This is a genomic window from Bradyrhizobium sp. CCBAU 25360 (genome assembly GCF_028128695.1).
GTDB lineage: Bacteria > Pseudomonadota > Alphaproteobacteria > Rhizobiales > Xanthobacteraceae > Bradyrhizobium > Bradyrhizobium ottawaense.
Genome location: NZ_LBJA01000042.1, coordinates 542,849 through 567,446 on the forward strand (window position 1 = coordinate 542,849; position 24,598 = coordinate 567,446).

Annotated in this window: 24 protein-coding genes; 17 read left to right on the forward strand and 7 right to left on the reverse strand. The window is 62.9% G+C overall.

Annotated features, from left to right (window positions below):
- Positions 1–4: 4 nt before the first annotated feature.
- The 6 genes from XH81_RS26565 to XH81_RS26590 are packed head-to-tail and all read left to right on the forward strand — an operon-like array spanning position 5 to position 6,089.
- Positions 5–832: a carbohydrate ABC transporter permease gene (locus XH81_RS26565; RefSeq protein WP_028143591.1), complete on the forward strand. Its 828-nt coding sequence runs from the start codon at positions 5–7 to the stop codon at positions 830–832.
- Positions 833–839: 7 nt separating this feature from the next.
- On the forward strand, positions 840–1,844 hold the full coding sequence (locus XH81_RS26570; protein WP_028143592.1) for a zinc-dependent alcohol dehydrogenase family protein: 1,005 nt from the start codon (positions 840–842) through the stop codon (positions 1,842–1,844).
- 5 nt (positions 1,845–1,849) lie between these two features.
- Positions 1,850–2,923 carry an ABC transporter ATP-binding protein gene (locus tag XH81_RS26575; RefSeq protein ID WP_028143593.1) on the forward strand — a complete coding sequence of 358 codons (1,074 nt, stop codon included), beginning with the start codon at positions 1,850–1,852 and terminating at the stop codon, positions 2,921–2,923.
- A 44-nt stretch (positions 2,924–2,967) separates the two neighbouring features.
- Positions 2,968–3,879: a sugar kinase gene (locus XH81_RS26580; protein WP_271596418.1), complete on the forward strand. Its 912-nt coding sequence runs from the start codon at positions 2,968–2,970 to the stop codon at positions 3,877–3,879.
- Complete coding sequence (locus XH81_RS26585; protein ID WP_028143595.1) at positions 3,876–4,913, forward strand: tagatose 1,6-diphosphate aldolase; 1,038 nt, start codon at positions 3,876–3,878, stop codon at positions 4,911–4,913. The genes XH81_RS26580 and XH81_RS26585 overlap by 4 nt, the downstream gene beginning before the upstream one ends.
- Before the next feature lie 48 nt (positions 4,914–4,961).
- A complete protein-coding gene (locus XH81_RS26590) occupies positions 4,962–6,089 on the forward strand; it encodes a mandelate racemase/muconate lactonizing enzyme family protein (protein ID WP_028143596.1) in 1,128 nt (375 codons plus the stop codon).
- Between the two features lie 20 nt (positions 6,090–6,109).
- Here XH81_RS26590 and XH81_RS26595 read toward each other — a convergent pair whose 3' ends face one another.
- The 5 genes from XH81_RS26595 to XH81_RS26615 all read right to left on the reverse strand — a co-directional run bounded on the left by XH81_RS26595 (position 6,110) and on the right by XH81_RS26615 (position 10,736).
- Positions 6,110–6,982 carry an ABC transporter ATP-binding protein gene (locus XH81_RS26595; RefSeq protein ID WP_028143597.1) on the reverse strand — a complete coding sequence of 291 codons (873 nt, stop codon included), beginning with the start codon at positions 6,980–6,982 and terminating at the stop codon, positions 6,110–6,112.
- Positions 6,979–7,875 carry an ABC transporter permease gene (locus tag XH81_RS26600; RefSeq protein WP_028143598.1) on the reverse strand — a complete coding sequence of 299 codons (897 nt, stop codon included), beginning with the start codon at positions 7,873–7,875 and terminating at the stop codon, positions 6,979–6,981. Before XH81_RS26600 ends, XH81_RS26595 begins: the two co-directional genes overlap by 4 nt.
- A complete protein-coding gene (locus XH81_RS26605) occupies positions 7,872–9,293 on the reverse strand; it encodes an ABC transporter substrate-binding protein (RefSeq protein WP_028143599.1) in 1,422 nt (473 codons plus the stop codon). Before XH81_RS26605 ends, XH81_RS26600 begins: the two co-directional genes overlap by 4 nt.
- Positions 9,294–9,474: 181 nt before the next feature.
- Positions 9,475–10,251, reverse strand: a complete 777-nt coding sequence (locus XH81_RS26610) for a Crp/Fnr family transcriptional regulator (protein WP_028143600.1) — start codon at positions 10,249–10,251, stop codon at positions 9,475–9,477.
- 188 nt (positions 10,252–10,439) lie between these two features.
- Positions 10,440–10,736 (reverse strand): gamma-butyrobetaine hydroxylase-like domain-containing protein, encoded by a 297-nt coding sequence (locus tag XH81_RS26615; protein ID WP_028143601.1) that lies wholly within the window; start codon positions 10,734–10,736, stop codon positions 10,440–10,442.
- A gap of 190 nt (positions 10,737–10,926) precedes the next feature.
- On the opposite strand from XH81_RS26615, the gene XH81_RS26620 reads away from it, so the two are divergent.
- The 4 genes from XH81_RS26620 to XH81_RS26635 all read left to right on the forward strand — a co-directional run bounded on the left by XH81_RS26620 (position 10,927) and on the right by XH81_RS26635 (position 14,793).
- The gene (locus XH81_RS26620) at positions 10,927–11,700 is read left to right on the forward strand and encodes a ferredoxin--NADP reductase (RefSeq protein WP_028143602.1); all 774 of its coding nucleotides are present in this window, start codon (positions 10,927–10,929) and stop codon (positions 11,698–11,700) included.
- Positions 11,701–11,804: 104 nt separating this feature from the next.
- A complete protein-coding gene (locus XH81_RS26625; protein ID WP_028143603.1) occupies positions 11,805–13,547 on the forward strand; it encodes a fumarate reductase/succinate dehydrogenase flavoprotein subunit in 1,743 nt (580 codons plus the stop codon).
- Positions 13,548–13,579: 32 nt separating this feature from the next.
- Positions 13,580–13,813, forward strand: a complete 234-nt coding sequence (locus XH81_RS26630; protein WP_007593252.1) for a 4Fe-4S dicluster domain-containing protein — start codon at positions 13,580–13,582, stop codon at positions 13,811–13,813.
- 2 nt (positions 13,814–13,815) lie between these two features.
- Positions 13,816–14,793, forward strand: coding sequence for a HEAT repeat domain-containing protein (locus tag XH81_RS26635; RefSeq protein ID WP_028143604.1), 978 nt, complete (start codon positions 13,816–13,818; stop codon positions 14,791–14,793).
- Positions 14,794–14,845: 52 nt separating this feature from the next.
- On the opposite strand, the gene XH81_RS26640 is transcribed toward XH81_RS26635, so the two are convergent.
- Positions 14,846–14,989, reverse strand: a complete 144-nt coding sequence (locus XH81_RS26640) for a hypothetical protein (RefSeq protein WP_154694137.1) — start codon at positions 14,987–14,989, stop codon at positions 14,846–14,848.
- 670 nt (positions 14,990–15,659) lie between these two features.
- On the opposite strand from XH81_RS26640, the gene XH81_RS26645 reads away from it, so the two are divergent.
- Positions 15,660–16,859, forward strand: a complete 1,200-nt coding sequence (locus XH81_RS26645; protein ID WP_028143605.1) for an ABC transporter substrate-binding protein — start codon at positions 15,660–15,662, stop codon at positions 16,857–16,859.
- 113 nt (positions 16,860–16,972) lie between these two features.
- The gene (locus tag XH81_RS26650) at positions 16,973–18,775 is read left to right on the forward strand and encodes an AMP-binding protein (RefSeq protein ID WP_049801699.1); all 1,803 of its coding nucleotides are present in this window, start codon (positions 16,973–16,975) and stop codon (positions 18,773–18,775) included.
- Between the two features lie 96 nt (positions 18,776–18,871).
- Here the strand turns inward: XH81_RS26650 and XH81_RS26655 are convergent, their stop codons facing one another.
- Entirely contained in the window at positions 18,872–19,384 is a 513-nt protein-coding gene (locus tag XH81_RS26655) for a winged helix-turn-helix transcriptional regulator (RefSeq protein WP_028143607.1), read from the reverse strand.
- 235 nt (positions 19,385–19,619) lie between these two features.
- Between XH81_RS26655 and XH81_RS26660 the strand changes: the two genes are divergently transcribed.
- From XH81_RS26660 to XH81_RS26680, 5 genes are read left to right on the forward strand one after another with little or no spacing between them, the layout of a single operon-like run.
- Entirely contained in the window at positions 19,620–20,249 is a 630-nt protein-coding gene (locus XH81_RS26660; RefSeq protein ID WP_271596425.1) for a 2-hydroxychromene-2-carboxylate isomerase, read from the forward strand.
- A 43-nt stretch (positions 20,250–20,292) separates the two neighbouring features.
- Positions 20,293–21,030: an SDR family oxidoreductase gene (locus tag XH81_RS26665; RefSeq protein WP_028143609.1), complete on the forward strand. Its 738-nt coding sequence runs from the start codon at positions 20,293–20,295 to the stop codon at positions 21,028–21,030.
- 13 nt (positions 21,031–21,043) lie between these two features.
- Complete coding sequence (locus XH81_RS26670) at positions 21,044–22,225, forward strand: acyl-CoA dehydrogenase family protein (RefSeq protein WP_028143610.1); 1,182 nt, start codon at positions 21,044–21,046, stop codon at positions 22,223–22,225.
- Between the two features lie 24 nt (positions 22,226–22,249).
- Entirely contained in the window at positions 22,250–23,380 is a 1,131-nt protein-coding gene (locus tag XH81_RS26675) for an acyl-CoA dehydrogenase family protein (protein ID WP_028143611.1), read from the forward strand.
- A 15-nt stretch (positions 23,381–23,395) separates the two neighbouring features.
- Entirely contained in the window at positions 23,396–24,583 is a 1,188-nt protein-coding gene (locus tag XH81_RS26680; protein ID WP_028143612.1) for an acetyl-CoA C-acyltransferase, read from the forward strand.
- The last annotated feature ends 15 nt before the right edge of the window (positions 24,584–24,598 follow it).

Below are 24,598 nucleotides of genomic sequence, written 5' to 3' on the forward strand. Positions count from 1 at the left end.
TCTCATGACCGACGCAGTCAACACCGACCGCTGGATACGCTGGCTCAACCTGGTGCAGCTCGTGCTGGCCGGCGTTATCATCATGACGCCAACGGTCTGGATGGTGCTGGCCTCCTTCAAGCCGTCCTTCGAGGTGACTGCCTATCCGCCGACACTGATCTTCACGCCGACGCTGGACAATTATGTCGAGCTGACCAAGACGACGCCGTTCCTGAGCTATGCCCTCAACAGCCTGATCGTCACCGTCGGCTCGACCGCGCTAGGGCTCCTGTTCGGAATTCCGGCCGCGTTCGCCGTCTCCTGGACGCGTATTTCGTGGCCGGCGATCCTGACGCTCGCGGCGCGCATGGCACCGGGAACGCTGTTCCTGCTGCCGTGGTATGTCATGTTCCGGCAGGTCGGCATGATCGGGTCGTACACGGCGCTAATCCTCAGCCACGCGGTGATCACACTTCCGATCGTGATCTGGGTCTTGCTGCCGTCGTTTGACGGCATCCCGCGCAGCGTGTTCGAGGCGGCGCAGGTCGATGGATGCAGCGTCACCCGCATCCTCTGGCGCATCGCGCTGCCGCTGGTGGCGTCCGGCATCGCCGTCTCGGCCATACTGGCCTTCGTATTCTCGTGGAACTACTTCCTGTTTGCGCTGGTGCTTTCCAATGGCGACACCAAGACGCTGATCGCGGCTGCATTCAATTTCATCGGCGAAGGCTCGACGCAATGGGGCGCCCTGATGGCCGCGGCGACGCTGATCGCATTGCCGCCGCTGGTACTGGCAGCTCTGGTTCAGCGTTGGCTGGTGTCCGGGCTGACGCTCGGCGCGGTGAAAGGTTAGGTATCTGATGAACGTAACGCCACGTCCGAACGCGATCATGCAGGCTGCGGTGTTCCATGGTCACGAACGCATCACCATCGAGCCGGTACGGATGCCCGACGTTGGGGCAGGCGAGGTGCTGGTGCGGGTCTCGCGCACCGCGCTGTGCGGCTCGGACTTCAAGCTCTGGCACAAAGGCGCCGAGTTCACCGCCGGCCACGAGATTTTTGGCGTCGTCGAGCAGCCCGGCCATCGCCTGCATGGCCGCCGCTGCGCCGTCTATATCCCGTTGCACTGTGACCACTGTGCGGCCTGCAAGCGCGGCGACACCCAGATGTGCCTGGAGGTCTCGAGCCTGATCGGCTGGAACAGGCCGGGCGGCTACGCCGAATACGTGCCGGTGCCGGAGAATTGCCTGCTGCCGGTGCCCGACGATATCGAGGACAGCCTCGCGCCGCTCTTGCTCGACACTATCGGCACCTCCGGCCACGCCGTGCGGTTCGTCAGTCGCGTAGTGCAGCCGGACGAGGCAGGTGCGGTCCTCGTGATGGGAGCGGGGCCTGTCGGTCTCGGCGTCGTGCTGGCGCTCCGTAGTCTCGGTTATGACGACATCCACGTGGCCGATCCGAACGCTGCACGCTTGAATATCGCCCGATCGTTCGGCGTGAAACCGCATCCGGTCGGCGACACGTCGAAACGGTTCGCCCTCATCATGGAATGCTCCGGCGCGCACGCGGCGCGCAACCTCGGTATCGAGCTCGTCCTGCCGCGCGGGGCGCTGGTGCTGGTCGGCGAGAACGCCGCGCCCTGGACCATCGAGGAAGGCAAGGTGTTCCGCCGCAAGGATTTCTACATGATCCGGACCTTCTACTTCCCGGTTTCGGATTTCGAGCCGAACGTCGAACTGCTGCGCAGGTACAAGGACGAATACCGCGTTCTCGTCGACGGCGAGTTCGGCCTGTCCGCCTTGCCCGAGAATTTCGCCCGCTTCGCCAAAGGCGAGTTGATCAAGCCTGTACTGGCGCTGGACTAAGCGATATGGCCTCGATCTCGATCCGCAACCTTACCAAACGCTACGGCAATTTCACTGTGATCCCCGATCTCAACCTGGAGATCGCGGACCACGAATTCGTGGTTTTCGTCGGCCCGTCCGGTTGCGGCAAGTCGACTTTGCTCCGGATCATCGCAGGCCTCGAGCCGATTTCCTCCGGCGACCTCTACATCGGCGATACGCGCGTCAACGGCGTGCAGGCGGCGCAGCGCGACATCGCGATGGTGTTCCAGGATTACGCGCTCTATCCGCACATGCGGGTTTACGACAACATGTCCTTTGCGCTGGAGCTGCGGGGAACGCCGAAGGCGGAGATCGACGCGCGGGTGAAGCGCGCGGCGTCGCTGCTGCACATCGAGCCGTATCTCGACCGCAAGCCGAAGGAGCTCTCCGGCGGCCAGCGCCAGCGCGTCGCCATGGGGCGTGCGATCGTGCGCAATCCAAAAGCCTTCCTGTTCGATGAGCCGCTCTCGAATCTCGACGCCAAGCTGCGCGGGCAGGTGCGTGCCGAGATCAAGGCGCTGTCGCAGGAGCTCAAGACCACCATGGTCTTCGTGACGCATGACCAGATCGAGGCCATGACCATGGCCGACCGCATCGTGGTGCTTCAGAGCGGCACGATCCAGCAATACGACACGCCTGAGGCGGTCTACGAGCGGCCGGCCAACCAGTTCGTGGCCGGCTTCATCGGCTCGCCAGCCATGAATTTCTTTCCGGTCGAATGGCGACAGGAGCGTGCGATCCTTTCGCAAGGCGGAACGGTGGTGCCGCTGGGCGAGGAGACGGCAAACGGGCTGCGGCGGGCCGGCAGCGCTGTGCTTGGCATTCGTCCCGAACATTTTGCCGTTGCCACCGATGCCGCCGACGGTATTGCAGTGAACGTCAAGCTCGTTGAGCCGCTCGGCTCGGACACGCTGATCCATTTCGATCTCGCCGGCGCGGCATCCATCGCGCGGGTCGATCCGTCGCTACGACCGAAGGTCGGCGATCGCCTCAGCCTCCGCCCGCAACCCGGCCGGACGCATCTGTTCGACGCCGCAGACGGGCGGGTCTTGCGGTGAGCTCGCCGGCGAACATTGGAAATCCGTCGGCGCTGGCAGAGCTCGTGTCCAAGGCGGATCGCGTGCAGGTGATTTGCCTCGGGCTGTCGGCGCTCGATCAGATCTGGCGCGTCGACCGGCTCTTTGCAGGCAGAAGCGAGAAGATCAAGGCCGCCGGCTACGGGACCCTCGGCGGCGGCATGGCCGCCAACGCCGCGGTTACGGTTGCAAGGCTCGGCGCGGCGGTCGCGTTCTGGGGCCGGGCAGGCAATGATGCCGCCGGCCAGGAGATGCGGTCCGCCTTCGGCGCCGAGGGCATCGATGTCGAGAATTTCCGGCTGTTTCCCGATGGCCGCTCGTCGGTCTCCGGGATCATCGTCGACAGCTCGGGCGAACGGCAGATCGTCAATTTCCGCGGTCTCTATCCGGAAGCAGCCGACTGGCTGCCGTTGGAGACGGTTGCCCGCGCATCCTCGGTGCTGGCAGATCCGCGCTGGGTCGAGGGGGCGGCAACGTTGTTCCGCGAAGCCCGCGCGCGCGGGATCCCGACGGTGCTCGACGGCGACATGGCCGATGCCGAGGTGTTCGAGCGGCTGTTGCCCCTGACTGACCACGCAATCTTCTCCGAGCCCGCGCTCACGGCTTTTGGCGGCTCGGCCAAGGATGAAACCCTCGGCGCGCTCGCCCGCTTCGGGTGTCGCATCATCGCCGTGACGCGCGGTGGCGAGGGTGTGAGCTGGTACGAGAACGGCCGCCTGCACCGGCAGGCGGCCTTCGCGGTCGATGTGGTCGACACCACGGGCGCCGGCGACGTCTTCCATGGCGCTTATGCCCTCGCGGTCGGCGCCGGCCTCGACGTGCGCGACGCGATGGCGTTTTCCGCCGCGGCGGCCGCAATGAAATGCCGCCACGCAGGCGGACGCAACGGAATCCCCACCATCAACGAGTGTCTTGCATTCATGAGGACGAAGCCATGAGAACGATTGGAAAGAACCGCGGCCTGGCGCGTCTGGCCGACGCGGACGGTCATTTTCGCATGGTCGCGCTGGATCAGCGGCCGCCGCTGTTTGACGCTATTGCGAAAGCAAAGGGGATTACGCGGGACCAGGTCGAGTATTCCGACGTGACGGCAGCAAAGCGTCTGCTCGTCGAGAACCTCGCGCCACATTGCAGCTCGATGCTGTTCGATCCGAATTTCGCGGTGCCCGCGGCCATCGATCTTCTGCCGCCGCGTTGCGGTCTCATCATGACCCTTGAAGAGCACCGGGTGGATGAGACATCGGGCGGACGCAAGTCGCGGGCGATCACCGATTGGAGCGTTGAGAAGATCCGCGCCATGGGCGGCGACGCCGTCAAGGTGCTGGCGTGGTACCGGCCGGACGCCGATGCTGCGGTCAACGAGCATCAGAAGCGGTTCGTTCGCGAGATCGGGCAGGATTGCGCCCGTCACGACATTCCCTACGTCCTGGAGCTGTTGGTCTATCCGTTCCTCGGCAGCGCCAATCACACCGCTGACTACGTGGAGTCGCCCGAAAAACTTCCAGGTCTGGTCATCGAGAGCGTGCGCGAGTTCGCCAAGCCGGAATATGGCGTCGACCTTCTGAAGCTGGAGAGCCCGCTGGCGGCCAACAATCTGCCTGCCCGGGATGGCGGCGCCGAGGCGAAAGCCGCGCAGACGGAGTTCGACGCGATCGGCGACATCTGCCGCGCGCGCAGCATCCCCTGGGTGCTGCTCTCCGGCGGTGCTGCGCCGGAGAAATTCGAACGGGTACTCGACTTTGCCTATGCCGCGGGCGCGGGCGGGTTTTTGGCGGGCCGCACGATCTGGCTCGATGCCGTCTTGAAGAATTTCCCGGACCGCGCGGCGGTTTCCGCCAGCCTGCGCAAGGATGGCCTTGGTGTGCTCGAACGGCTCAACGAGTTGACAAAGGCCAAGGGAACGCCGTGGAAGGCGCGCTTTCCCGTATTCACTGATATCAAGCGGGAAGGGGACTTCGCGCGCGCGTATTGAGCTGATGGCCGTTCCGCGTGGTCCGATCTCGATCGCAGGATCTGCAACATGACGTCTGACAGCTTCACCATCCGCTCGATCGAAGCGTTCTGCTATCGCTATCCGTTGGCGACGCCGGTGGTGACGTCGTTCGGCCGCATGCTCAACCGCCCCGCCGTCTTCATTCGCGCCGTCGATGAAGATGGCGTCGAGGGGTGGGGCGAGGCCTGGTCGAATTTTCCCGCGCCCGGTGCGGAGCATCGTGCGCGACTCGTGAACGAGGTGCTCGCGCCCGGTCTCGTCGGGCGCAAATTCGACGGTCCGGCTCAAGCCTTCGAGAGCCTGACGAGGGGCACCGAAGTGCTGGCGCTGCAATGCGGCGAACCCGGTCCGTTTGCGCAGGCGATCGCGGGCATCGATCTCGCGCTGTGGGACCTCTCGGCGCGCCGTCGGCGCTTGCCGCTCTGGCGGCTGCTCGGGGGGCACGGCAGTACGATCAAGGTCTATGCCAGCGGCATCAATCCCGGCGGAGCCACGCAGACGGCCGAAGCCGCACTCGAGCGAGGTCATCGCGCATTGAAGTTGAAGGTCGGATTCGGCGCCGACATCGACCTCGGCAACCTCGCGGCTCTGCGCCAGATCGTCGGCGCGGGCATGCTAGCGGCGGATGCCAATCAGGGCTGGTCGGTCGAACAGGCGCTTCAGATGCTGGAGCGGCTTGGCGGGTTCGATCTGCGTTGGCTGGAAGAGCCTATCCGCGCCGATCGGCCACGCGAAGAATGGCTAAGACTGCGGGCAGGCGCGGACATGCCGATTGCGGCCGGCGAGAACATCTCGAGCGCCGAAGGCTTCAGGCAGGTGTTGACCGAGGACGTGCTCGGCGTGGTTCAGCCGGACATCGCGAAGTGGGGCGGGCTCACGGTCTGTGTCGGACTGGCGCGTGACATCCTCGACGCGCGCAAGACGTTTTGCCCGCACTATCTCGGCGGCGGCGTTGGACTGCTTGCCTCGGCTCATCTGCTTGCCGGCATCGGAGGGGATGGCTGGCTGGAGGTCGACGCCAACGACAATCCGTTGCGCGATTTGTTTTGCGGCTCCCTGGTCGACGTGCGCGAAGGCACGGTTCAGCTGAGTGACGACCCGGGGCTCGGAACAGTGCCGGATCTTTCAGCTATCGAGCGCTATCGCAGCATCTAGATCAGTGCGGGGGGCTTCGCCTAAAGTACCTCGGCCAAAGATTGGCCATGCAGCTCGATGTTCAATCCGCGCATGCCGAGGTCGTTGATCTCGCCGCCCATCGCCTTCAGGCTCTCCTCGCGGATCAGGGACATCAGCCCGCGGCGCAGCGCCAAAAATTCCGAGGACATCATCATGGATTGCTGTCGCGGCCGTTCCAGCGGAATTGGGATCTCCGCCTTGATCGAGCCGGGGCGCGCGGTCATGCAGTAGACCCGGTCGGACAGGAAGATCGCCTCGTCGATGTCGTGGGTGACGAACAGCACCGAGATCTTCAGCCGTTGCCACATGTTGGTGAGGATCTGCTGCATGATGACGCGGGTCTGGGCGTCGAGTGCACCGAAGGGCTCGTCCAGCAACAGCACTTTCGGCCCCGTGGCGAGCGCGCGGACGATGCCGACGCGCTGCTTCATGCCGCCGGAGAGCTTTTCCGGATAGTGCTTCTCGAAAGCCTCCAGGCCCGCCAGCCCGAGCAGCGTCCGGGCGGCGCGCTCACGCTGCGAGCGAGGCATGCCGCGCATCTTCAGCCCGAATTCGACGTTCTCCCGCACCGTCTTCCAGGGGAACAGCGAATATTGCTGGAACACCATGCCGCGCTCGGCACTGGGTCCGCTCACACGCTCGCCGTCGACGGTGACAATACCGGTGGTCGGCTTGAGGAAGCCCGCGACCGCATTGAGCAGCGTCGATTTTCCGCAGCCGGAGGGCCCGACGATCGAGACGAACTCGCCCGGCTTCACATGGATCTGCGTATCGGTGACCGCCTGGACCGGTCCCTCGATGCCGTCATAGCTGAGGGAGAAGCTCCTGACGTCGATATGGCCTTGCGGTGCCTTGGCGGGGATCTCGCTCATTTTGCTCTCCACGGCATCACCAATTGTCCGGCGCCCCGGATCAGCAGGCTCGATCCCAGGCCGAGAACGCCGATTGCGATCATGCCGAGCGCGATGTCGGCGTACTGGACCAGCGAATAGGCCTCCCAGGTGAAGTAGCCGATGCCGTACTGGCCGGAGATCATCTCGGCCGCGATCAGCGAGACCCATGCTACGCCCATGCCGACCGTGAGGCCGGTGAAGATGTGCGGCAGCGATGCCGGAAAATACACCTCCCGGAAGATCGAGCGCTCCCGCGCGCCGAGGCACTGTGCTGCGCGCACCAGCACGGGATCGACCAGCGTCATGCCGTGAAGTGTATTCACCAGGATCGGGAAGAACGAGCCGAGGAAGGTGATGTAGACGATGCTCTGCTCGTTGGTCGGCCACAGCATGATCGCCATCGGCACCCAGGCGATTGCCGGGATCGGTCGCAGCACTTCGGCGACCGGGAAGATGATCTCATGGACGAGCTTGAAGCGGCCCATCACGAGACCGAGCGGCACCCCGACGATGGCTGCAAGGGAGAAGCCGACGAGGATGCGCCGGCAGCTCAAGACGATGTGCATCAGGAATTTGGGATCGTGGATCGCCTTGGTGAAACTGGCATAGACCGCGAGCGGCGAGGGCACATTGGTGAATCGCACGAAGAACACGACGCGATAGGTCGTGAGCAGGTGCCAGACCAGCAGGAATGCCAGCAGCGAGGTGATGCCGATCGCGATCGCGCGCAGGCCGCCGCGGTTCAGTCGATACCAGCGCAGCGCGAGCGTTCCGAAGGAGGGCGGGGTGGCGACGGGCTCCACGCCCGTCTCTGCAATGGCTGTTGCCGGCATGCTGTCCTCGGGATGTCTGAGGATGGCGGGACTACTCACGTCTTGCCTCCGCCGACCGCCGCCTTCACCGCGTCGTCGAAGCCCAGCACCTTGCCGCCGATCCTGGCGGCATAGGCTTCGGCGTCCTTCTTCAGCAGGAACGGCGCGACGTCGCCATCGCCGACGGCGAAGAAGGCCTGGTCGGCGAACAGCTTGATGCCGCGCGTGGTGTCGAAGACGTAGGCGACGTTGATCTTCTTGCCCTTGGCCTTGAAGTCGGCATAGGCCCCCAGGGTGCACGCCGCGGACGCAAACGGCATGATGCCGGCATCATCCACCCAGACCTCACCGGCCTTGCGCGGATCGGTGATCGGCTTCTTGCAGAAGGTGTCTTCGCCGGCGATCTCGTAATTCTTGGTGCTCGCGAGCTGCGCGTCGTAATCGAGCTTCATCTCGGCATAGGCTTTGCGGATATGGCCATCGTCGACCCATTTTTTCGGATCGAATTCCTTCATCCGGCCGAGATTTTGCAGAACCTTGACGTCGGCGGTGGCAGCGTCGATCAATGCCGGCTTGACCGTGGGATCGGTGGTCATGTTGCCGCTGGGCCCCAGGAAGATGTACACCACTTCCTTGCTGATGCCGGTCCATTCCTGGATCTTCTCCGCGGCCAGCTTGGGATCGTCGCGCAGCCACTGATTGGCGGCAATGACCGCCTTCAGATAGGCGGTGACGACCTCCGGGTATTTATCGGCGAAATCGGTGCGGACCACGATGCCGTGGAAGGTCGGTACGTTGGTCTCGACGCCGTCAAAGATCTTCCGCGCGAAGCCGCGGAACGGCAGCAGCTCGGCGAAGGGAACGAAGTCGGCATGCGCGTCGATCTTCTTTTCCTGGAGATTGGTCGAGCCGACCTCCGGGCTCTGGCTGACGAGCTGGAAGAAGTCGGACGTGTAGCCACGGTCCTGCATCGCCTTGAGCACCATGCCATGGGCGGCGGAGCCGAACGGTACACTGACGAGCTTGCCCTTGAGATCAGCGAGATCGTAATAGGGCGAGTCCTTGTGAACGACGATGCCGTTGCCGGAGCCGGACAGGCTGTAGGCGGCGATACCGATCAGCCGGCTCTTGCTTTCGGGGTTACTTTCGAAGGTGAAGCCGTTCACGATCAGCGGATAGTCGCCCATCATGCCGATCTGCAGCTTGTTCGCCATCATCGCGTTGGTGACGGGCGGGCCGGAGGTGAAGTTCTGCCACTCCAGCTCGAACTTGATGTTGCTGTATTTGCCGTCCTTCGGCAGATATTTTTCGAGCAGGTGCAATTGGCGGATGACGACACCGGCGGTCACCGTGTTGGTTGTCGTATCCTGCGTTCCGATGCCAAGCGTGACGGTTTCCGCCGAGGCCGGCTGCGCGACCAGAAGGGCAAGCGACGTCACCGACGTCGCGATCGAGAGCGTGGAAAGACGGCGGACCATTCTCATCCTCATTCGGTTGGATGTGCTGTGGTTGCCATGATTGGGGGAGGGCCCGGACAGGGCAAATCCGGAATGAGCGCTGCAGTCGATTAGTTGCCGGGAAAAGCTGATTGCATACTCCTTGAGCAGTTCTGCACTATATAGCCGCTTGCCTGAGCAGGGGCGATGGTCGCAAATTCGGTCAATCGGATGCGTGGCCGCGCATCTCCTCCAGCACGTCCGTCCGGCAGACCACGATCTGTGACCGCCTGGTTTGCAGGATTCCCTTCTCCTGCATCCGCTTCAGGCTGATCGTGACCCATTGCCTGGTGGCACCGACCATGTGCGCGATGTCGGCATGGGTAAAGGCGGCCGCGATCACCCTGCCATCGGCGTCCTCAACACCATAGAGCTCGACGAGATGCAGCAGCAAATGCGAAAGGCGCTGCGTGATCGAGCGCGTTCCCAGCATCTGGGCGAGAGCCGAATAGCATTTGCCCTTGAACGTCAGGCCTTCGATCAGGCCGATCGCAAGGTTCGGGATCTCGACGGCAAGGGATCGCAGCTCCTTTCCGGGAAGGTGCACGACGCTGCAATTGCTGGACGCAACACCGGACCATTGATGCACGGTGCCCTCGAACACTTCCGGCCCGCCGACGAAATTGCCGACATGCCAATAGGCCAGCGTGATCTCGCGCCCGAGTGGGGAGGTGTAGAACACCCGGATACGGCCGCTCTCGATCAGCCAGATGCCGTCATGCTTGCCCCCCTGGCTGAACAGCGTCTGGCCGCGGTTGAGCACTTTTCGGCGGCCTTGCTTCAGCACCTGCTCCCGCTCGCGCGGGGAGAGCTTATCCATCAGCGGCGGGGGCCCGCCGATCCATTGCTGGTTCTCGGTGAGCAGCAGCGAGGAGCTGCCTGCAGGCCGGACTGCCGGGGGAACAGCCCCGCGCACCGCATTCGCCGCCTGCAACATCATCTGCCTCCGGAACGTTCAAATCGTTCTAAAGAGGAGCAATGTCCGTGCCAGATGGGAAAGCGCAAACTTCCTGCGTCATTCCGGGATGCGCGCAAAGCGCGCAGGCCCGGAATCCATAGCCACGAGCGGGGGTTATGGATCCCGGGCTCGCCCTTCGGGCGCCCCGGAATGACGAGTGTGGATGCGGGTCAGCGCCCCGCCAGGCTCAGCAAATACGTCTTCGGGTAAATCCCCCTGTTATGTCCGTCCGAGAACGAGATGTTCAGCCCATAGCCGAGATCGCCGATCTCGGTGATGGCGATGCCGGGAAAGTGTTCGGGGAAACGGCCGTCGAAGCGGGCGCGGATGCAGTGGGCGCATTTGCAGGAGAGGCGAAGTTTTTCGGCAGGGACGCTCAGCGCGTCGTCCAGCGTGGTGCGGACGAGGAGCATCGCCAGATCGGCGCTCGCTTCGTAGTCGGCCACGGTCGGTACTACCAAGGTCATGGTCATGACGTATCTCCGACCCTCTTCTACGGCGTTGCAGACGAGTGCGAATAGCAACTAGTTGCCAACGCCGGCCGCTCTCCGATCATCGCCCGCGAAATGTGAAACTAATCGACCGGGAGTTTCACTTCCGCGTTGCCGGATGCCCGTCTCTCCGAAACCTTGTGCGCGATCGAGGCACGGAGACGAGATGAGCGCATTTCAGAAAGAGACGGTTCTGTCGGTCCGGCACTGGACCGAGTCCCTGTTCAGCTTTACCGCGACGCGCGATCCCGGCTTTCGCTTCCAGAACGGCCAGTTCGCCATGATCGGGCTGGAGGTCGAGGGCAAGCCCTTGATGCGGGCCTACAGCATGGCGAGTGCCAATCACGAGGAAGCGCTCGAGTTCTTCTCGATCAAGGTGCAGGACGGTCCGCTGACCTCGCGCCTCCAGAAGATCAGCGAAGGCGACATCATCCTGGTCGGCCGCAAGGCGACGGGGACGTTGATCACCGGCAACCTCATTCCGGGAAAGCGCCTCCTGCTGCTTTCGACCGGCACGGGGCTCGCGCCGTTCGCCAGCCTGATCAAGGACCCCGACGTTTACGAGAACTACGAGACGATCGTGCTCGCCCATGGCTGCCGCCAAGTCTCTGAGCTCGCCTATGGCGAGCACGTGGTCGAAGGCCTCCGCAATCACGAATTCTTCGGACCGCTGATCCGCGACAAGCTCGTCTACTATCCGACCGTCACCCGAGAGCCGTTCAGGAATCGTGGCCGCATCACCGATCTGATCGCCTCGGGCCAGCTCTTCGACGATATCGGGCAGGGCAGCCTCGATATCGAGACCGACCGCATCATGCTCTGCGGCAGCCCGGCGATGCTGGAGGAACTGCCCGCAATGTTCTCCGCGCGTGGCTTCGTCGAGGGGAACCACAGCCAGCCCGGGCATTTCGTGATCGAAAAGGCGTTCGTCGAGCGCTGAGGGGCAAATCGCGTCCCGTCGACAACTAATTGCTATCGCCGCGACGCCCTCTGAACAAATCTGATGCAAAGGCGCCGGAAATGCCGGCGAACCAGGAGCAAGCGATGGCACTAGATCAGATCGTCGACGGACTTTCGGAGGTTTCCTGCGATGTGCTGGTCATCGGCGGCGGCACAGCCGGCCCGATGGCTGCACTGAAGGCGAAGCTGAAGAATCCGAAGGCCAATGTCGTCCTGCTCGAAAAGGCCAACGTCAAGCGCTCCGGCGCGATCTCGATGGGCATGGACGGCTTGAATAATGCCGTCATCCCCGGCTATGCGACACCGGAGCAGTACACCAAGGAAATCACCATCGCCAATGACGGCATCGTCGACCAGAAGGCGGTCTATAAGTACGCGCAGAACTGCTACGGCATCATCGAAGAGCTCGACAGCTTCGGCATCCGCTTCCTGAAGAACGAGAACGGCGACTACGCCGTCAAGAAGGTGCATCATATCGGCACCTACGTGCTGCCGATGCCGAACGGCGAGACAGTGAAAAAGGCGCTCTACCGCCAGCTCCGGCGCGCCCGAATCCTGATCTCCAATCGCTACATGGCGACGCGACTGCTCAAGTCGGCAGATGGGCGCATCGCTGGCGCGGTCAGCGTCAATACGCGTACCGCAGAGATGCTGGTGATCAAGGCCAAGGCCGTCATCCTGTGCATGGGCGCGGCCGGCCGCCTGGGTCTGCCGACCTCCGGCTACATGTTCGGAACCTACGAGAATGCTGCCAATTCCGGCGATGGCTATTCGATGGCCTACCACGCCGGCGCCGCGCTTGCGAACCTCGAATGCTACCAGATCAATCCGCTGATCAAGGATTACAACGGTCCCGCCTGCGCCTATGTCGCCGGTCCCTTCGGCGCCTTTACCGCCAACAACGAGGGATCGCGCTTTATCGAATGCGACTACTGGTCCGGACAGATGATGCTCGAATTCTACAACGAGTTGCTGTCGGGTAAGGGCCCGGTGTTCCTCCAGCTCAAGCATCTCCACCCGGATACGATATCGGAAATCGAATCAACGCTGCACAAGGTGGAGCGGCCGACGCGTGGCCTGTTCCAGCAGGGACGCGGGGTCGATTACCGCAACGATTCGATCGAGATGCACATCTCCGAGATAGGCTTTTGCTCCGGCCATAGCGCCTCCGGCGTGTTCGTCGACGACAATGCGCGCACCACCGTGCCCGGCCTCTACGCCGCCGGCGACATGGCGAGCGTGCCGCACAATTACATGCTCGGCGCCTTCACCAACGGCGCGGTGGCCGGCATCGACGCGATGGAGTTCGCCGACAGCCACGACTTCGCGGAGTTCGATGCCGCCGACGTGGCCAGGGAGCGCGACCGCGTGATGGCGCCGACCAGGCGCGAGGACGGCATTCCGCCGAACCAGGTCGAGTACAAGACGCGGCGCCTGGTCAACGACTATCTCCAGCCGCCGAAGGTCACGCGCAAATACGAGCTCGGCATGCGCCGCCTCGCCGAGGCGCGGCAAGACATGCAGGAGCATATGATCGCACGTAACGCACACGAGCTGCTCCGCGCCCTTGAAGTGCAGTCGATCATGGACTGCGCCGACATGGCGGTACATGCCTCTTTGTATCGCGAGGAGAGCCGCTGGGGCCTCTATCACTGGCGCACGGATTTCCCGGAGAAGGACAACGAGAACTGGTTCTGCCACACCCTGCTGAGCAAACAGAACGGCAGGATGACCAGTGAGAAGCGCGCGGTCGAACCCTATGTCGTCCCGATCGCGGACGACGAGAAGGACCTCTACGACAAGCAGCGCATCCGCGCGACCGCCTGATCCATCGAACGACAAGCAACAGGAGATCTACGATGCCTCTCGCGTCCTATCAGACGTCGGTCCCGGTGGTCGTCGACGACGCCAAATGCATCGCCGACAAGGGCTGCACCGTCTGCGTCGACGTCTGCCCGCTCGACGTGCTCCGCATCAGCGACATGACCAACAAGGCCTACATGGCCTATGACGAGTGCTGGTACTGCATGCCCTGCGAGGCCGATTGCCCGACCGGCGCCGTCACCGTGAACATTCCCTATCTCTTGAGGTAGTCATGTCGAGTCCGTTCGAATCCTATGACGATCTCGAAGACGCCGACGAGCGGTTGCAAGCCGCAGATCCGGCCGAGCGGCGCGTCGCCATCATTGCGCTCGGCCATTCCGGCGATCCGGTTGCGGTCGCGCATCTCGCCAACATGGTGTCTGATCCCGACGCGGGCGTGCGCCAGCAGGTCGCGATGGCGCTCGGCGAGTTCGACGGGCGGGAAGCGGCGAATGCACTGGTCAAGCTGCTCGTCGATCCCGAGCGGATCGTGGCGTCGGCCGCAGCCGACAGTTTGGCCGAATTCAAGGATCCCGCTTGCGCCGAAATCATCCTGCCGCTGGTCAAGCATGCCCACGCCTTCGTCCGCATGGGCGCGCTGCGCGCGCTCAAGGAGTTGCGCCGCAAGGACACGCTGAAGCCTGCGCTGGAAGCGCTCCAGGATGGTGACGCGGCCGTCCGCGTGCAGGCGATCGGCGTCATCGGTTTCCTGAAGCTCGAAGAGTCGATCCCGGCGCTCACCGCGCTGATCCATGATCCCGACGCCCATGTGCGCCGCGCCGCGGTGAGCGCGCTCGCCTTCTCCCAGATGAAGCCTGCGGCCGAGACGATCACCCGCGCACTCAGGGATGCGGACTGGATGGTCCGGGAGATGGCAGCCGAGACGCTCGGGCTCAACGTCAACGGCTCGCTCGCCGCCGATCAGCTTATCGTCTCACTTGCCGACGGGTTTTGGCAGGTTCGGCTCAAGGCGATCCGCAGCCTCGGCAAGATGAAGGTCGAGCGCGCCCTGCGTCCGATCGGTAACTGCATCAACCATGAGCAGGCGAATTTGCGGAAGGAGGCGGCTGCCGCGCTCGGCGAGATCGCCGCCCCCGAAGGCGAGGCATACCTCGTGGTGATCGCCAACGATCCCGATCCTGACGTGCGCAAGAACGCGCGCTGGGCGCTACAGCAGATCGCCGCGCGAAAGGGGAAGGCGGGGCCGTAGGGCGGAAAGGGCCAGTACAGCTTTATTGTACCGTTGTGCCAGGTGGCGACCTTCATGTCTTGCTCTCGCGCAACGCGGCTTTCAGAACCTTGCCGTTTGCATTGCGCGGTGGCGGTGTCATGCGCAGTGAGACTGTTTCCGGCACCTTGTAGTCTGACAATCGCTCCGCGCAGCGCGGATTGGCGAGCGACCCCATCTTGGAATCAGGGTCGCTGCCGTCCGACCTTGAACGTCTTGGCGCCATCCACGAACTTGGACCCGTAGCGTCCGTGTCGCGAGATCACGGGCGGCGTCGCCTGCGCCCGGAACGTCTTGAAGACCCTGGAATTCTCCCCTCTCAGTGAAGCGTGCTCCCGCTTTGACGTTCCTATGTCTATGGCCTGAGCCCTTCAATCGAGCGCCGCGCATCTAAGCGGATCGCTGGCCTGCTGGCCGGGCGTGTTGCAGCGCAGCCCTCGGTGCCATTTTACGGTTCACCTCCGATCATCTCGTAAGTTCAAGAACAGAATGAACTGGTCTTGTATTGTGACGCGCGATATCCGGGGCCGAAAGGGGCGTCTCCGCGCCTGGAATCGGTATCAGCCTCTACCCGTGCCGCTGTCGAATTATGAGTACAACTCTTCGCAAGATCGCAAGCGCTTCGTCCTTTGTCAGGGGTGATGCATCTAAGCGCTTGACGAGTTCAAAAAAAGAACTGTAGGTTCAAGGAATGAGGCGGCCGGTCCAAGAGCCGCAACGGTTGACGCGCTTGGCCATCGACGCTTGGCGAGCGCGCTCGATCTCGCACGGCATGACGCCTGGCGAGTCGTAGAGACGCATAAGAATTGAACGGCGCACCCGAAGAGTGCGCATCAGGGAGGATGCCGATGTTGCCGAGATGGAAGAGTCTTGCCGTTCTGCTCGTGCTGTTGGGCAGCCCGGCATTCGCGGCCGACGAGCCCGGGGTTACGGCGACGGAAATCAAGATTGGCGGGGTGTTTCCGTTCAGCGGACCGGCTTCATCGATCGGTCTCGTGGGCAAGGGGCTGATCGCCTACATTCAGTCCCTGAATGATCGCGGCGGCATCAGCGGGCGCAAGATCAATTACGTCGCCTATGACGATGCCTATAGCCCGCCCAAGGCGGTGGAGCAGGTTCGCAAGCTCGTTGAGAGCGATGAAGTTGCATTCATGTTCGGCCAGCTCGGCACTCCCGCCATTTCGGCAACGTCAAAATACCTGAAGTCGAAAGGGGTGCCCAGCATCGCGATCGTCAGCGGATCGTCCAAGTTCACCGACGTCGCCAGTTACCCGCTGATCACAACAGGTCTCGTCAGCTACGATACCGAGGGAAAGATCTACGCAAAATACCTCACGAAGGCTCTGCCGAACGCCAAATATGCGATCCTCTACCAGAATGACGACCTCGGAAAAGACTACGTCAACGCCTTCAAGGCGTTTCTCGGTAAGGACTACGATGGCAGGGTCGTCACCGCGTCCTATGAGGTCACTGAACCGACCGTCGATTCGCAGATCACCAACCTGAAGAGCTCCGGTGCGGATGCCCTGATGATCGCGGGCACGCCGAAATTCGCTGCGCAGGCGATCCGGCAGGCCTCTTTGATCGGCTGGAAGGCGACCGTCATCATCAACTTTCCGTCCGGCTCGGTTGGAGGCACGCTCACGCCGGCCGGCCTCGACAAGTCGACTGGCGTGATCGTCGGCACCATCAACAAGGATGTCGTGGATCCGAAGTGGAAAGATGATCCCGGCATGCAGGCCTATCGGGCGTTTATCGACAAATATCTGCCCGGCGTCGATATCACCAACGGCAGCTATCTCACCGGTTATCAGCAGGGCATCCTGCTGGAACAGATCTTGAAACAATGCGGCGATGACCTGTCCCGCAAGAACATCCTGGCTCAGGCCAAGAACCTCCGGGACTTCGTCGTCCCGACCGCACTGCCGGGCATCAAGATCAACACCAGCGAAACCGAGAACATGATCTGGACGCAGATGCGCCTGCAGCGATGGACCGGATCGACTTGGGAGGCCTTCGGAGAAGTGCTGGACGCCAGGTCCGAATGAGCACGTAACAGGCGAGAGGCGAGCGGCATTGACGACGTGCCGGCGCCGGCGTCCTGCGCGACACGAGCGCAACGGCTGCGATCGCCATTCCGGTACTTCAGGAGATCAATTCGATGTCGACGAAGGCACTGACGTTTGCGCCGCGCGAGGTTTCAATCGAGCGCCGACCAGATGGCGCGCTCATATTGAGCTCACCCCTCGAGTGGAAGCCGTGTGACTGGCGTATCACGGACTTTCTGCCGAGCTGGGCAAGCACCACCCCGGACCGGATATTCCTCGCGCAGCGCAATGCGAAGGGTGGGTGGGACGAGATCACCTACAGCGAGGCATGGTCTCAGGTCCAGGCGGTAGGCCAAAGTCTGCTTGATCAGGGCGCAAAGCCAGCGGACAGGCTGGCCATCCTCTCCGGAAACTCGATCGAGAACGCCGTGGTTTCGTTTGCGGCGATGTCTATCGGCGTCATCCTGGCCTCGATATCGCCAAACTACACGCTGATGCCCGGTGGACTTGCTCGTCTCAAGGACATCGCCGAAGTGCTGCGCCCGAGCTTCGTGTTCGTCCAAAGCGGACGTGAGTTTTCCGCAGGCCGTACCATTCCGGAATTGGCGGCCGCGACCTGGATCAGTGTCGATGGCGCGCCGGACACGGTGCCCTTCCGTACCCTCACAGCCAAAACCGCGTGCGACGGATTTGCCGAGGCATCTCGTGCGGTCTCGTGCGACGCGGTCGCCAAGATACTCTTCACGTCGGGTTCGACAGGCTTTCCGAAAGGCGTGCTCAACACCCACCGCATGATGGCAAGCTCCCTGCAAATGGGTAGCCAGCTCGTGTCTCCTCCGGCTGCGCCAGTCCAGGTGGAGTGGCTGCCTTGGCACCACACGATGGGCAGCAACGTCATTCTTCACGGCATCCTCAAGAACGGCGGGACGCTCTATATCGACGACGGCCGTCCGCTGCCGCAGCTCTTTCATAAGACTGTCGCCAATCTCAAGGAAGTGTCGCCGACCGCCATGTTCAACGTGCCTGCCGGCTATAACCTGCTGTGTGACGCGGTCGAGAAGGATCTCGATCTGGGCGCCAGTGTCTTCAAGCGGATGGACCGAATGAGTTATGCCGGCGCTGCAATTTCAAAGGACACGCTGGAGAAGCTCTATCGCTTGACACTCTCGGTGACCGGCCGGCGAATTCCGGTCATGTCGGGTTACGGTACGACCGAAACCGCCCCGACCATCAGTACGACCCATTGGGCGACAGATCGACCCGGCGAGATCGGTCTTCCCGCGCCGGGACTGCGGCTCAAGCTCATTCCGGTCTCGGATACTTACGAGGTCAGGGTCAAGGGACCCAACGTCACGCCGGGTTATCTCGGGCGGCCGGATTTGACGGAAATGGCCTTCGACGAGGAAGGCTTCTATCGCATCGGCGATACTGTCTCGTTTCTGGATCCGCAGAAGCCTGAGCTCGGGCTGCGCTTTACCGGACGAATTTCCGAGAACTTCAAGCTTGCGAATGGGACCTGGGTCTCGATCGGCAATATGCGCGCGGCAATCCTGGCCGCAACGCGCGGTGTCTTGCTCGACATGGTGGTCGCGGGCGAAAATCGTGAGGCGTGCGCGCTGCTCTGCTGGTTGAATCCCACGGAGGCCGCACGGATCTCGAAAACTCCGGGTGCGGATTTGACCTCGGATCCCGCCGTGGTCGGGTTCCTGCTGGATCGCTTTCGGGACTACAATGAGACCGTCGGAAGCAGCGAACGGATCTGCTCCTTCGTTCTGCTGAAAGACCCGCCATCAATGGCGGCAGGCGAGATCACCGACAAGGCCTATGTCAACCAACGCGCGGTGCTGAAAGTTCGATCCGAACAGGTTGAGCGTCTCTACACCCACGAAGCTGGCGCCGATGTGATCCGGGTCTGAGAGCGAGCCTGTCCCGTGCGGTCGTTACTCACTCCCTTGCCGCCAGATCGCATCTGGCGGCACCTCCGGCCGCGGGAGGCCTTCGATGCGCGAGCCTCAGGCGGCCCGCGAGCGTGCCTTTGTTTTCGAGGTCGTCGGCGCCGCTGCCGCCGGCGCGCTGCGAGCACCCGGCCCGGGATGAGTATGAACCTCCTTGGCCGACAGCGGCTCGCCGCATTCGGAGCACACCATGACCGGATCGAAATCTTTTCCGCACTTGCGATGCTGGTGCAGCAAGGGGCGGCCGCGCTCGTCGACCATGTGAATATCGCCCCAATGCACGATTGCCATCATGATCGGATACAGATCGAGCCCCTTCTGGGTCAGGATATATTCGTGCCGCTTGGGGGATTCCTGGTAGGGAATGCGGCGCAGGATGCCCTGCCGAACCAACTTCTTCAGACGTTCGGCAAGCAAATGCCGCGTGATTCCGAGTGCCGACTGAAATCCCTCGAAGCGGCGCGTGCGCAGAAAACACTCGCGCAGGATCAGAAGAGTCCAGCGATCGCCGATCACGCCGATAGTTCGGGCCATCGAGCACGGCTCTTCCTCGAGTTCCTTCCACTTCATCCACACACTCCAGTCGCCGCCGCGGCACGGACCTCGTCTCGAATCGTTGCAGAGGCCGGCGCGGATTTGCCATTCTAGATAGGTACTAAACTCCAAACAATACCCTTCCAGACTAGACCAAATCAGCAGATTGCGGGAGCATTTGACAGTTCTATTTTAGAACTGTATGTTTGAGGAAAGTCAGGCCGGCGACCGGATCGCCAGTGCAAGCACATGTTCCGCGGGAGGAGCCGAGATGACCTTGAAGATGGAATTCCAATTCGATTTCGGCAGCCCGAACGCTTATCTGGCCGAGGTGGCGATTCCGGGTATCGAGCAGCGCACGGGTGCGAAATTCGATTATGTTCCGGTCTTGCTTGGCGGCATCTACAAGGCGACGGGCAACATGTCGCCGTTCGACTCGCTTCGTGGGATCAAGAACAAGCCGGAATATCAGGCGCTTGAGACCCAGCGGTTTATCCGCCGCCACAACGTCACGAAATTCCGCCAGAATCCCTTCTTTCCCGTCAACACGCTGATGCTGATGCGGGGCGCCGTGGCAGCCCAGTTCGAGGGCGTGTTCGAGTCCTATTTTCGCGCGGCCTATCACCATATGTGGGAGGAGCCGAAGAAGATGGACGACGTCGAAATCTTCCGGAACGCGTTCATGGCTTCGGGGCTCGATATCGACAGATTGATCGCTCGCGCCCAGCAGGACGACGTCAAGAAGAGGTTGATTGATCTGACCAGCGATGCCGTCAGCCGAGGCGCGTTCGGGTCGCCAACCTTCTTCGTCGGCAAGGAGATGTTCTTCGGCAAGGATCAGCTTCGTGACGTCGAGGAGTCCATCCTCGAGCAAACGAGGCCAGTCGCAAGGACGGCATAGAGCCGTCGAGCTAACGAAGTTCAATCCAACCGGGAGACGATCCATGCAAAAGAGAAATGCAACCGTCGCAGTGATCGGTGCCGGCGACTATATCGGCGGCGAGATCGCCAAGAAGTTCGCCTCGGAGGGCTTCATGGTGTTCGCCGGGCGCCGGAACGGGGCCAAGCTCGAGCCGCTCGTCAAGGAGATCGAGGCCGCCGGAGGCGAAATCCATGCATGCTCGCTGGATGCCCGCAAGGAGGAGGAGGTCATCTCCTTCCTCGCCGATGCCGACAAGCATGCGCCGCTCGAGGTCTGCATCTTCAACATCGGCGCCAACGTCAACTTTCCGATCCTCGATACGACCGAGCGGGTCTTCCGCAAGGTCTGGGAGATGGCCTGCTATTCCGGCTTTCTCGCCGGCCGCGAGGCCGCGCGGCTGATGCTGCCTCGCGGCGGCGGCAAGATCTTCTTCACCGGCGCGACAGCGTCGCTCCGCGGCGGCAGCGGTTATGCCGCCTTTGCCAGCGCGAAGTTCGGCCTGCGGGCGGTGGCCCAGGCGATGGCGCGCGAGCTCGGCCCCAAGAACATTCACGTCGCGCATCTCATCATCGATTCCGGCGTCGATACGGAATGGGTGCGGCAGCGCCGGCTCGAGGCACTCGGTCCGAATGCGCTCGACGATCCCGATCTCTTGATGCCGCCGTCGTCCGTCGCTGCGTCCTATTGGCAGCTTTATCAGCAGCCGAAGAGCGCGTGGACATTCGAGCTGGAAATCCGTCCCTTCGGCGAGAAGTGGTAAGGAGGCCCTTACGATGGAGCTTGCGCTGTCTGCCGATGACGAGGCTTTCCGCGATGAAGTGCGCGCCTTCATCGCGGACAATTATCCGGCGGAGATGCGCGTGCCCAATCCGGAGACCGACCTGACCAAGGAGCAGTCACTGCTCTGGCACCGGATCCTCCACAAGAAGGGCTGGATCGCGCCGCTGTGGCCCAAGGAGTATGGCGGGCCGGGCTGGACGGTCACACAGCGGTTCATCTTTGAGCAGGAAACCTCCCGGGCGGGAACGCTGCCGCCGCTTGCCTTTAGCGTGACCATGGTCGGGCCGGTGATCTACACGTTCGGCAACGAGGCGCAGAAGAAGAAGTTTCTGCCGCGAATTCTCTCCGGAGAGGATTGGTGGTGCCAGGGCTATTCGGAGCCGGGCTCCGGCTCGGACCTTGCGACCGTCAGAACCAAGGCGGTGCGCGAGGGCGACCACTACGTCGTCAACGGGCACAAGACCTGGACCACGCTGGCCCAGCACGCCGACTGGATCTTCTGCCTGGTGCGAACTGATCCGAATGCGAAGCCGCAATCGGGAATCTCCTTCCTGCTGATCGACATGAAGTCGCCCGGCGTCACCGTTCGGCCGATCATCACGATCGACGGCAGTCACGAGGTCAACGACGTCTTTCTCGAGGACGTCCGCGTGCCCGTCGACAACCTGGTCGGCGAGGAGAACAAGGGCTGGACGTACGCCAAGTTCCTGCTCGGCAACGAGCGCACCAGCATGGCGGGCATCGGCCGGTCCACCCGCTATCTCCGGAAGCTGAAGCAGATCGTGAAGGCCGAGATACCGGCCGACGATCCGGCGCATCTGGGATTTCTACGCGACATCGCCCGCGTCGAACTCGACGTGCTGGCGCTGGAGGCGACCGAACTACGCGTGGTTGCCCAGATGGCGCGTGGTATCGATCCCGGTCCGGCGGCGTCGCTGTTCAAGATCCGCGGCACCGAGATCTTCCAGGACATCACCGAGCTCACGCACCGCGCGATCGGCAATTATGGTCTTGCCATCCGCGAGCATCCGGTCAGTGACAACCACTTCATGCCGGGTCCGGACTACGGCCACACCGCGTCCGAGAAATATCTGAACGCGCGCAAGCTCAGCATCTACGGCGGATCCAACGAGATCCAGCGAAACATCATCGCCAAAGCCGTGCTCGGGCTCTAAGCCACGGCGGATCGGGAGGACCGGATGGATATTCAGTTCACGGAAGAGCAGGAATTACTGCGATCCAGCGTTCAGCGCCTTCTGCGCGACCAGTATGATTTCGAGGCGCGGCGCAAGATCGTGGCGAGCGAGGAGGGGTTCAGCCGGACGCGGTGGAGGGCCTTCGCCGAGCTCGGCCTGCTCGCTGCACCGTTTTCCGAAGATGCCGGCGGCCTCGGCGGCGGTCCGTTGTCGACCATGATCGTCATGCAGGAGTTCGGCCGTCACCTCGTCGTCGAGCCTTTCGTCGAAACGGTGGTGCTTGCTGGCGGCCTGATCGAGCAGCTTGGCACGTCCGAGCAGAAGCAGGCATTCATCCCAGGCATCATCGACGGCTCCAGGATCTGGGCGCTGGCCTGGACCGAGAGGGCCTCCCGGTTCGATTTCGCCAATATCGCGACCAAGGCGCGGCGCGAGGGAGACGACTACGTTCTGAGCGGCGAGAAGACCATGGTGATGGCAGCGCCTTGGGCGGATCATCTGATCGTTTCGGCCCGGACCGCCGGCGACAATCGCGACCGCGGCGGCGTCAGCCTGTTCGTGGTCGACCGCCATGCCGCGGGCGTCAATCTCCAGAGCTTCAAGACGATCGACGGACGCCGCGCCGCCGAGATCAGCTTGCGCGAGGTCCGCGGGCAATTGCTGGGAGCAGAAGGCGAGGGCGTTGCCGCGCTGGAAACCTGTCGTGACCGCGCGATCGGCGCGCTCTGCGCCGAGGTCGTCGGCGCGATCGGCGAGCTGAATGCCGCAACGCTGGACTATTCAAAGACCCGCAAGCAGTTCGGCACCGCCATCGGCTCCTTTCAGGTGTTGCAGCATCGCATGGTCGACATGTTCATTGCCCATCAGGAGGCGCTCTCCCTGATGCAGCATCTCAATCTCAGCCTCGACGCCGGTGATTCAGGCCTGTCGCGGCTCGCCTCCGGGGCCAAGTCGAAGATTGGCTATGCCGGGAAGTTCGTAGCCGACCAGGCGGTGCAGCTTCACGGCGGCATGGGAATGACCGACGAGCTGAACGTCGGACACTATTTCAAGCGAATCTCCTCCATCAACATCCAGTTCGGCGATCCCGCGTTCCACGTGCTGCGCTACGCGCAGCTGGATGCGGCCGCGTAAAGAGAAGAGGCCAGCATGACGACTGAAGCAGTCATCGTTTCCACCGCACGCACGGCCGTCGGCAAGGCCTATCGTGGCGCGCTCAACAACACGGACGGCCCGACCATGGCCGGGCATGTGATGGCCGAAGCCGTGAAGCGCGCCGGCATCGCGCCGGGCGAGGTGGAAGACGTGGTGATGGGCTGCGCGATGCAGCAAGGCACCATGGTGATGAACGTGGCGCGCAAGGGCGCGATCCGCGCTGGCCTGCCCGTGACGGTGGCCGGCACCACGATCGACCGGCAATGCGCGTCCGGCCTGCAGGCCATCGCCGTTGCCGCGCGCTCGGTGATGCTGGACGGGGTCGAGGTCGCCATCGGCGGCGGGATCGAGTCGATCAGCCTCGTGCAGAACGAGCACATGAACAAATTCCACGCCGTCGACGACGAGCTGATGGCGATGAAGCCCGAAATGTACATGTCGATGCTCGATACGGCGGAGGTCGTCGCCGAGCGGTACACGATCGGCCGCGACAAGCAGGATGAGTACAGCCTCGAATGCCAGCGCCGCGTCGGCGCCGCTCTGCAAGCCGGCCGCTTCAGCGATGAAATCGTGCCGTTCACGACCAGGATGGCGCTCGTCAACAAGGACACCAAGGAGGTCACCTACGAACAGGTGACGCTCACGAAAGACGAGGGCCCGCGTCCGGAAACCACGGCCGAGGGCCTTGCCAAGATCAAGCCGGTGTTTGAGGGCAAGACCATCAGCGCGGGCAATGCCAGCCAGCTCTCGGACGGTGCTTCAGCCTGTGTGGTCACGAGCGGAAAGTTTGCAGCCAGCAAGGGGCTGAAGCCGCTCGGTATCTTCCGCGGATTCGTCGCCGCCGGCGTCGAGCCGGACGAGATGGGCGTCGGCCCGGTCGCCGCGATCCCGCGTCTGCTCAAGCGCCACGGTTTGAGGATCGACGACATCGATCTCTGGGAGCTCAACGAGGCGTATGCGGTGCAGGTGATCTATTGCCGCGACAAGCTCGGCATCGATCCGGACAAGCTCAACGTCAACGGCGGCTCGATCGCGATCGGCCACCCCTATGGCATGACCGGCTCGCGGCTCACCGGCCACCTCCTGATCGAGGGACGGCGGCGCAAGGCGAAATACGGCGTGGTGACCATGTGCATCGGTGGTGGCATGGGCGCCGCGGGCTTGTTTGAAATCATCCACTGAGCGGAAACGCGGGGA

Coding starts and splice junctions, on each gene's coding strand:
- XH81_RS26565 (WP_028143591.1), top strand. CDS start 5: ATGACCGACGCAGTCAACACCGACCGCTGGATACGCTGGCTCAACCTG.
- XH81_RS26570 (WP_028143592.1), top strand. CDS start 840: ATGAACGTAACGCCACGTCCGAACGCGATCATGCAGGCTGCGGTGTTC.
- XH81_RS26575 (WP_028143593.1), top strand. CDS start 1,850: ATGGCCTCGATCTCGATCCGCAACCTTACCAAACGCTACGGCAATTTC.
- XH81_RS26585 (WP_028143595.1), top strand. CDS start 3,876: ATGAGAACGATTGGAAAGAACCGCGGCCTGGCGCGTCTGGCCGACGCG.
- XH81_RS26590 (WP_028143596.1), top strand. CDS start 4,962: ATGACGTCTGACAGCTTCACCATCCGCTCGATCGAAGCGTTCTGCTAT.
- XH81_RS26595 (WP_028143597.1), bottom strand. CDS start 6,982: ATGAGCGAGATCCCCGCCAAGGCACCGCAAGGCCATATCGACGTCAGG.
- XH81_RS26605 (WP_028143599.1), bottom strand. CDS start 9,293: ATGGTCCGCCGTCTTTCCACGCTCTCGATCGCGACGTCGGTGACGTCG.
- XH81_RS26610 (WP_028143600.1), bottom strand. CDS start 10,251: ATGATGTTGCAGGCGGCGAATGCGGTGCGCGGGGCTGTTCCCCCGGCA.
- XH81_RS26615 (WP_028143601.1), bottom strand. CDS start 10,736: ATGACCTTGGTAGTACCGACCGTGGCCGACTACGAAGCGAGCGCCGAT.
- XH81_RS26620 (WP_028143602.1), top strand. CDS start 10,927: ATGAGCGCATTTCAGAAAGAGACGGTTCTGTCGGTCCGGCACTGGACC.
- XH81_RS26625 (WP_028143603.1), top strand. CDS start 11,805: ATGGCACTAGATCAGATCGTCGACGGACTTTCGGAGGTTTCCTGCGAT.
- XH81_RS26630 (WP_007593252.1), top strand. CDS start 13,580: ATGCCTCTCGCGTCCTATCAGACGTCGGTCCCGGTGGTCGTCGACGAC.
- XH81_RS26635 (WP_028143604.1), top strand. CDS start 13,816: ATGTCGAGTCCGTTCGAATCCTATGACGATCTCGAAGACGCCGACGAG.
- XH81_RS26640 (WP_154694137.1), bottom strand. CDS start 14,989: ATGGGGTCGCTCGCCAATCCGCGCTGCGCGGAGCGATTGTCAGACTAC.
- XH81_RS26645 (WP_028143605.1), top strand. CDS start 15,660: ATGTTGCCGAGATGGAAGAGTCTTGCCGTTCTGCTCGTGCTGTTGGGC.
- XH81_RS26650 (WP_049801699.1), top strand. CDS start 16,973: ATGTCGACGAAGGCACTGACGTTTGCGCCGCGCGAGGTTTCAATCGAG.
- XH81_RS26655 (WP_028143607.1), bottom strand. CDS start 19,384: ATGAAGTGGAAGGAACTCGAGGAAGAGCCGTGCTCGATGGCCCGAACT.
- XH81_RS26660 (WP_271596425.1), top strand. CDS start 19,620: ATGACCTTGAAGATGGAATTCCAATTCGATTTCGGCAGCCCGAACGCT.
- XH81_RS26665 (WP_028143609.1), top strand. CDS start 20,293: ATGCAAAAGAGAAATGCAACCGTCGCAGTGATCGGTGCCGGCGACTAT.
- XH81_RS26670 (WP_028143610.1), top strand. CDS start 21,044: ATGGAGCTTGCGCTGTCTGCCGATGACGAGGCTTTCCGCGATGAAGTG.
- XH81_RS26675 (WP_028143611.1), top strand. CDS start 22,250: ATGGATATTCAGTTCACGGAAGAGCAGGAATTACTGCGATCCAGCGTT.
- XH81_RS26680 (WP_028143612.1), top strand. CDS start 23,396: ATGACGACTGAAGCAGTCATCGTTTCCACCGCACGCACGGCCGTCGGC.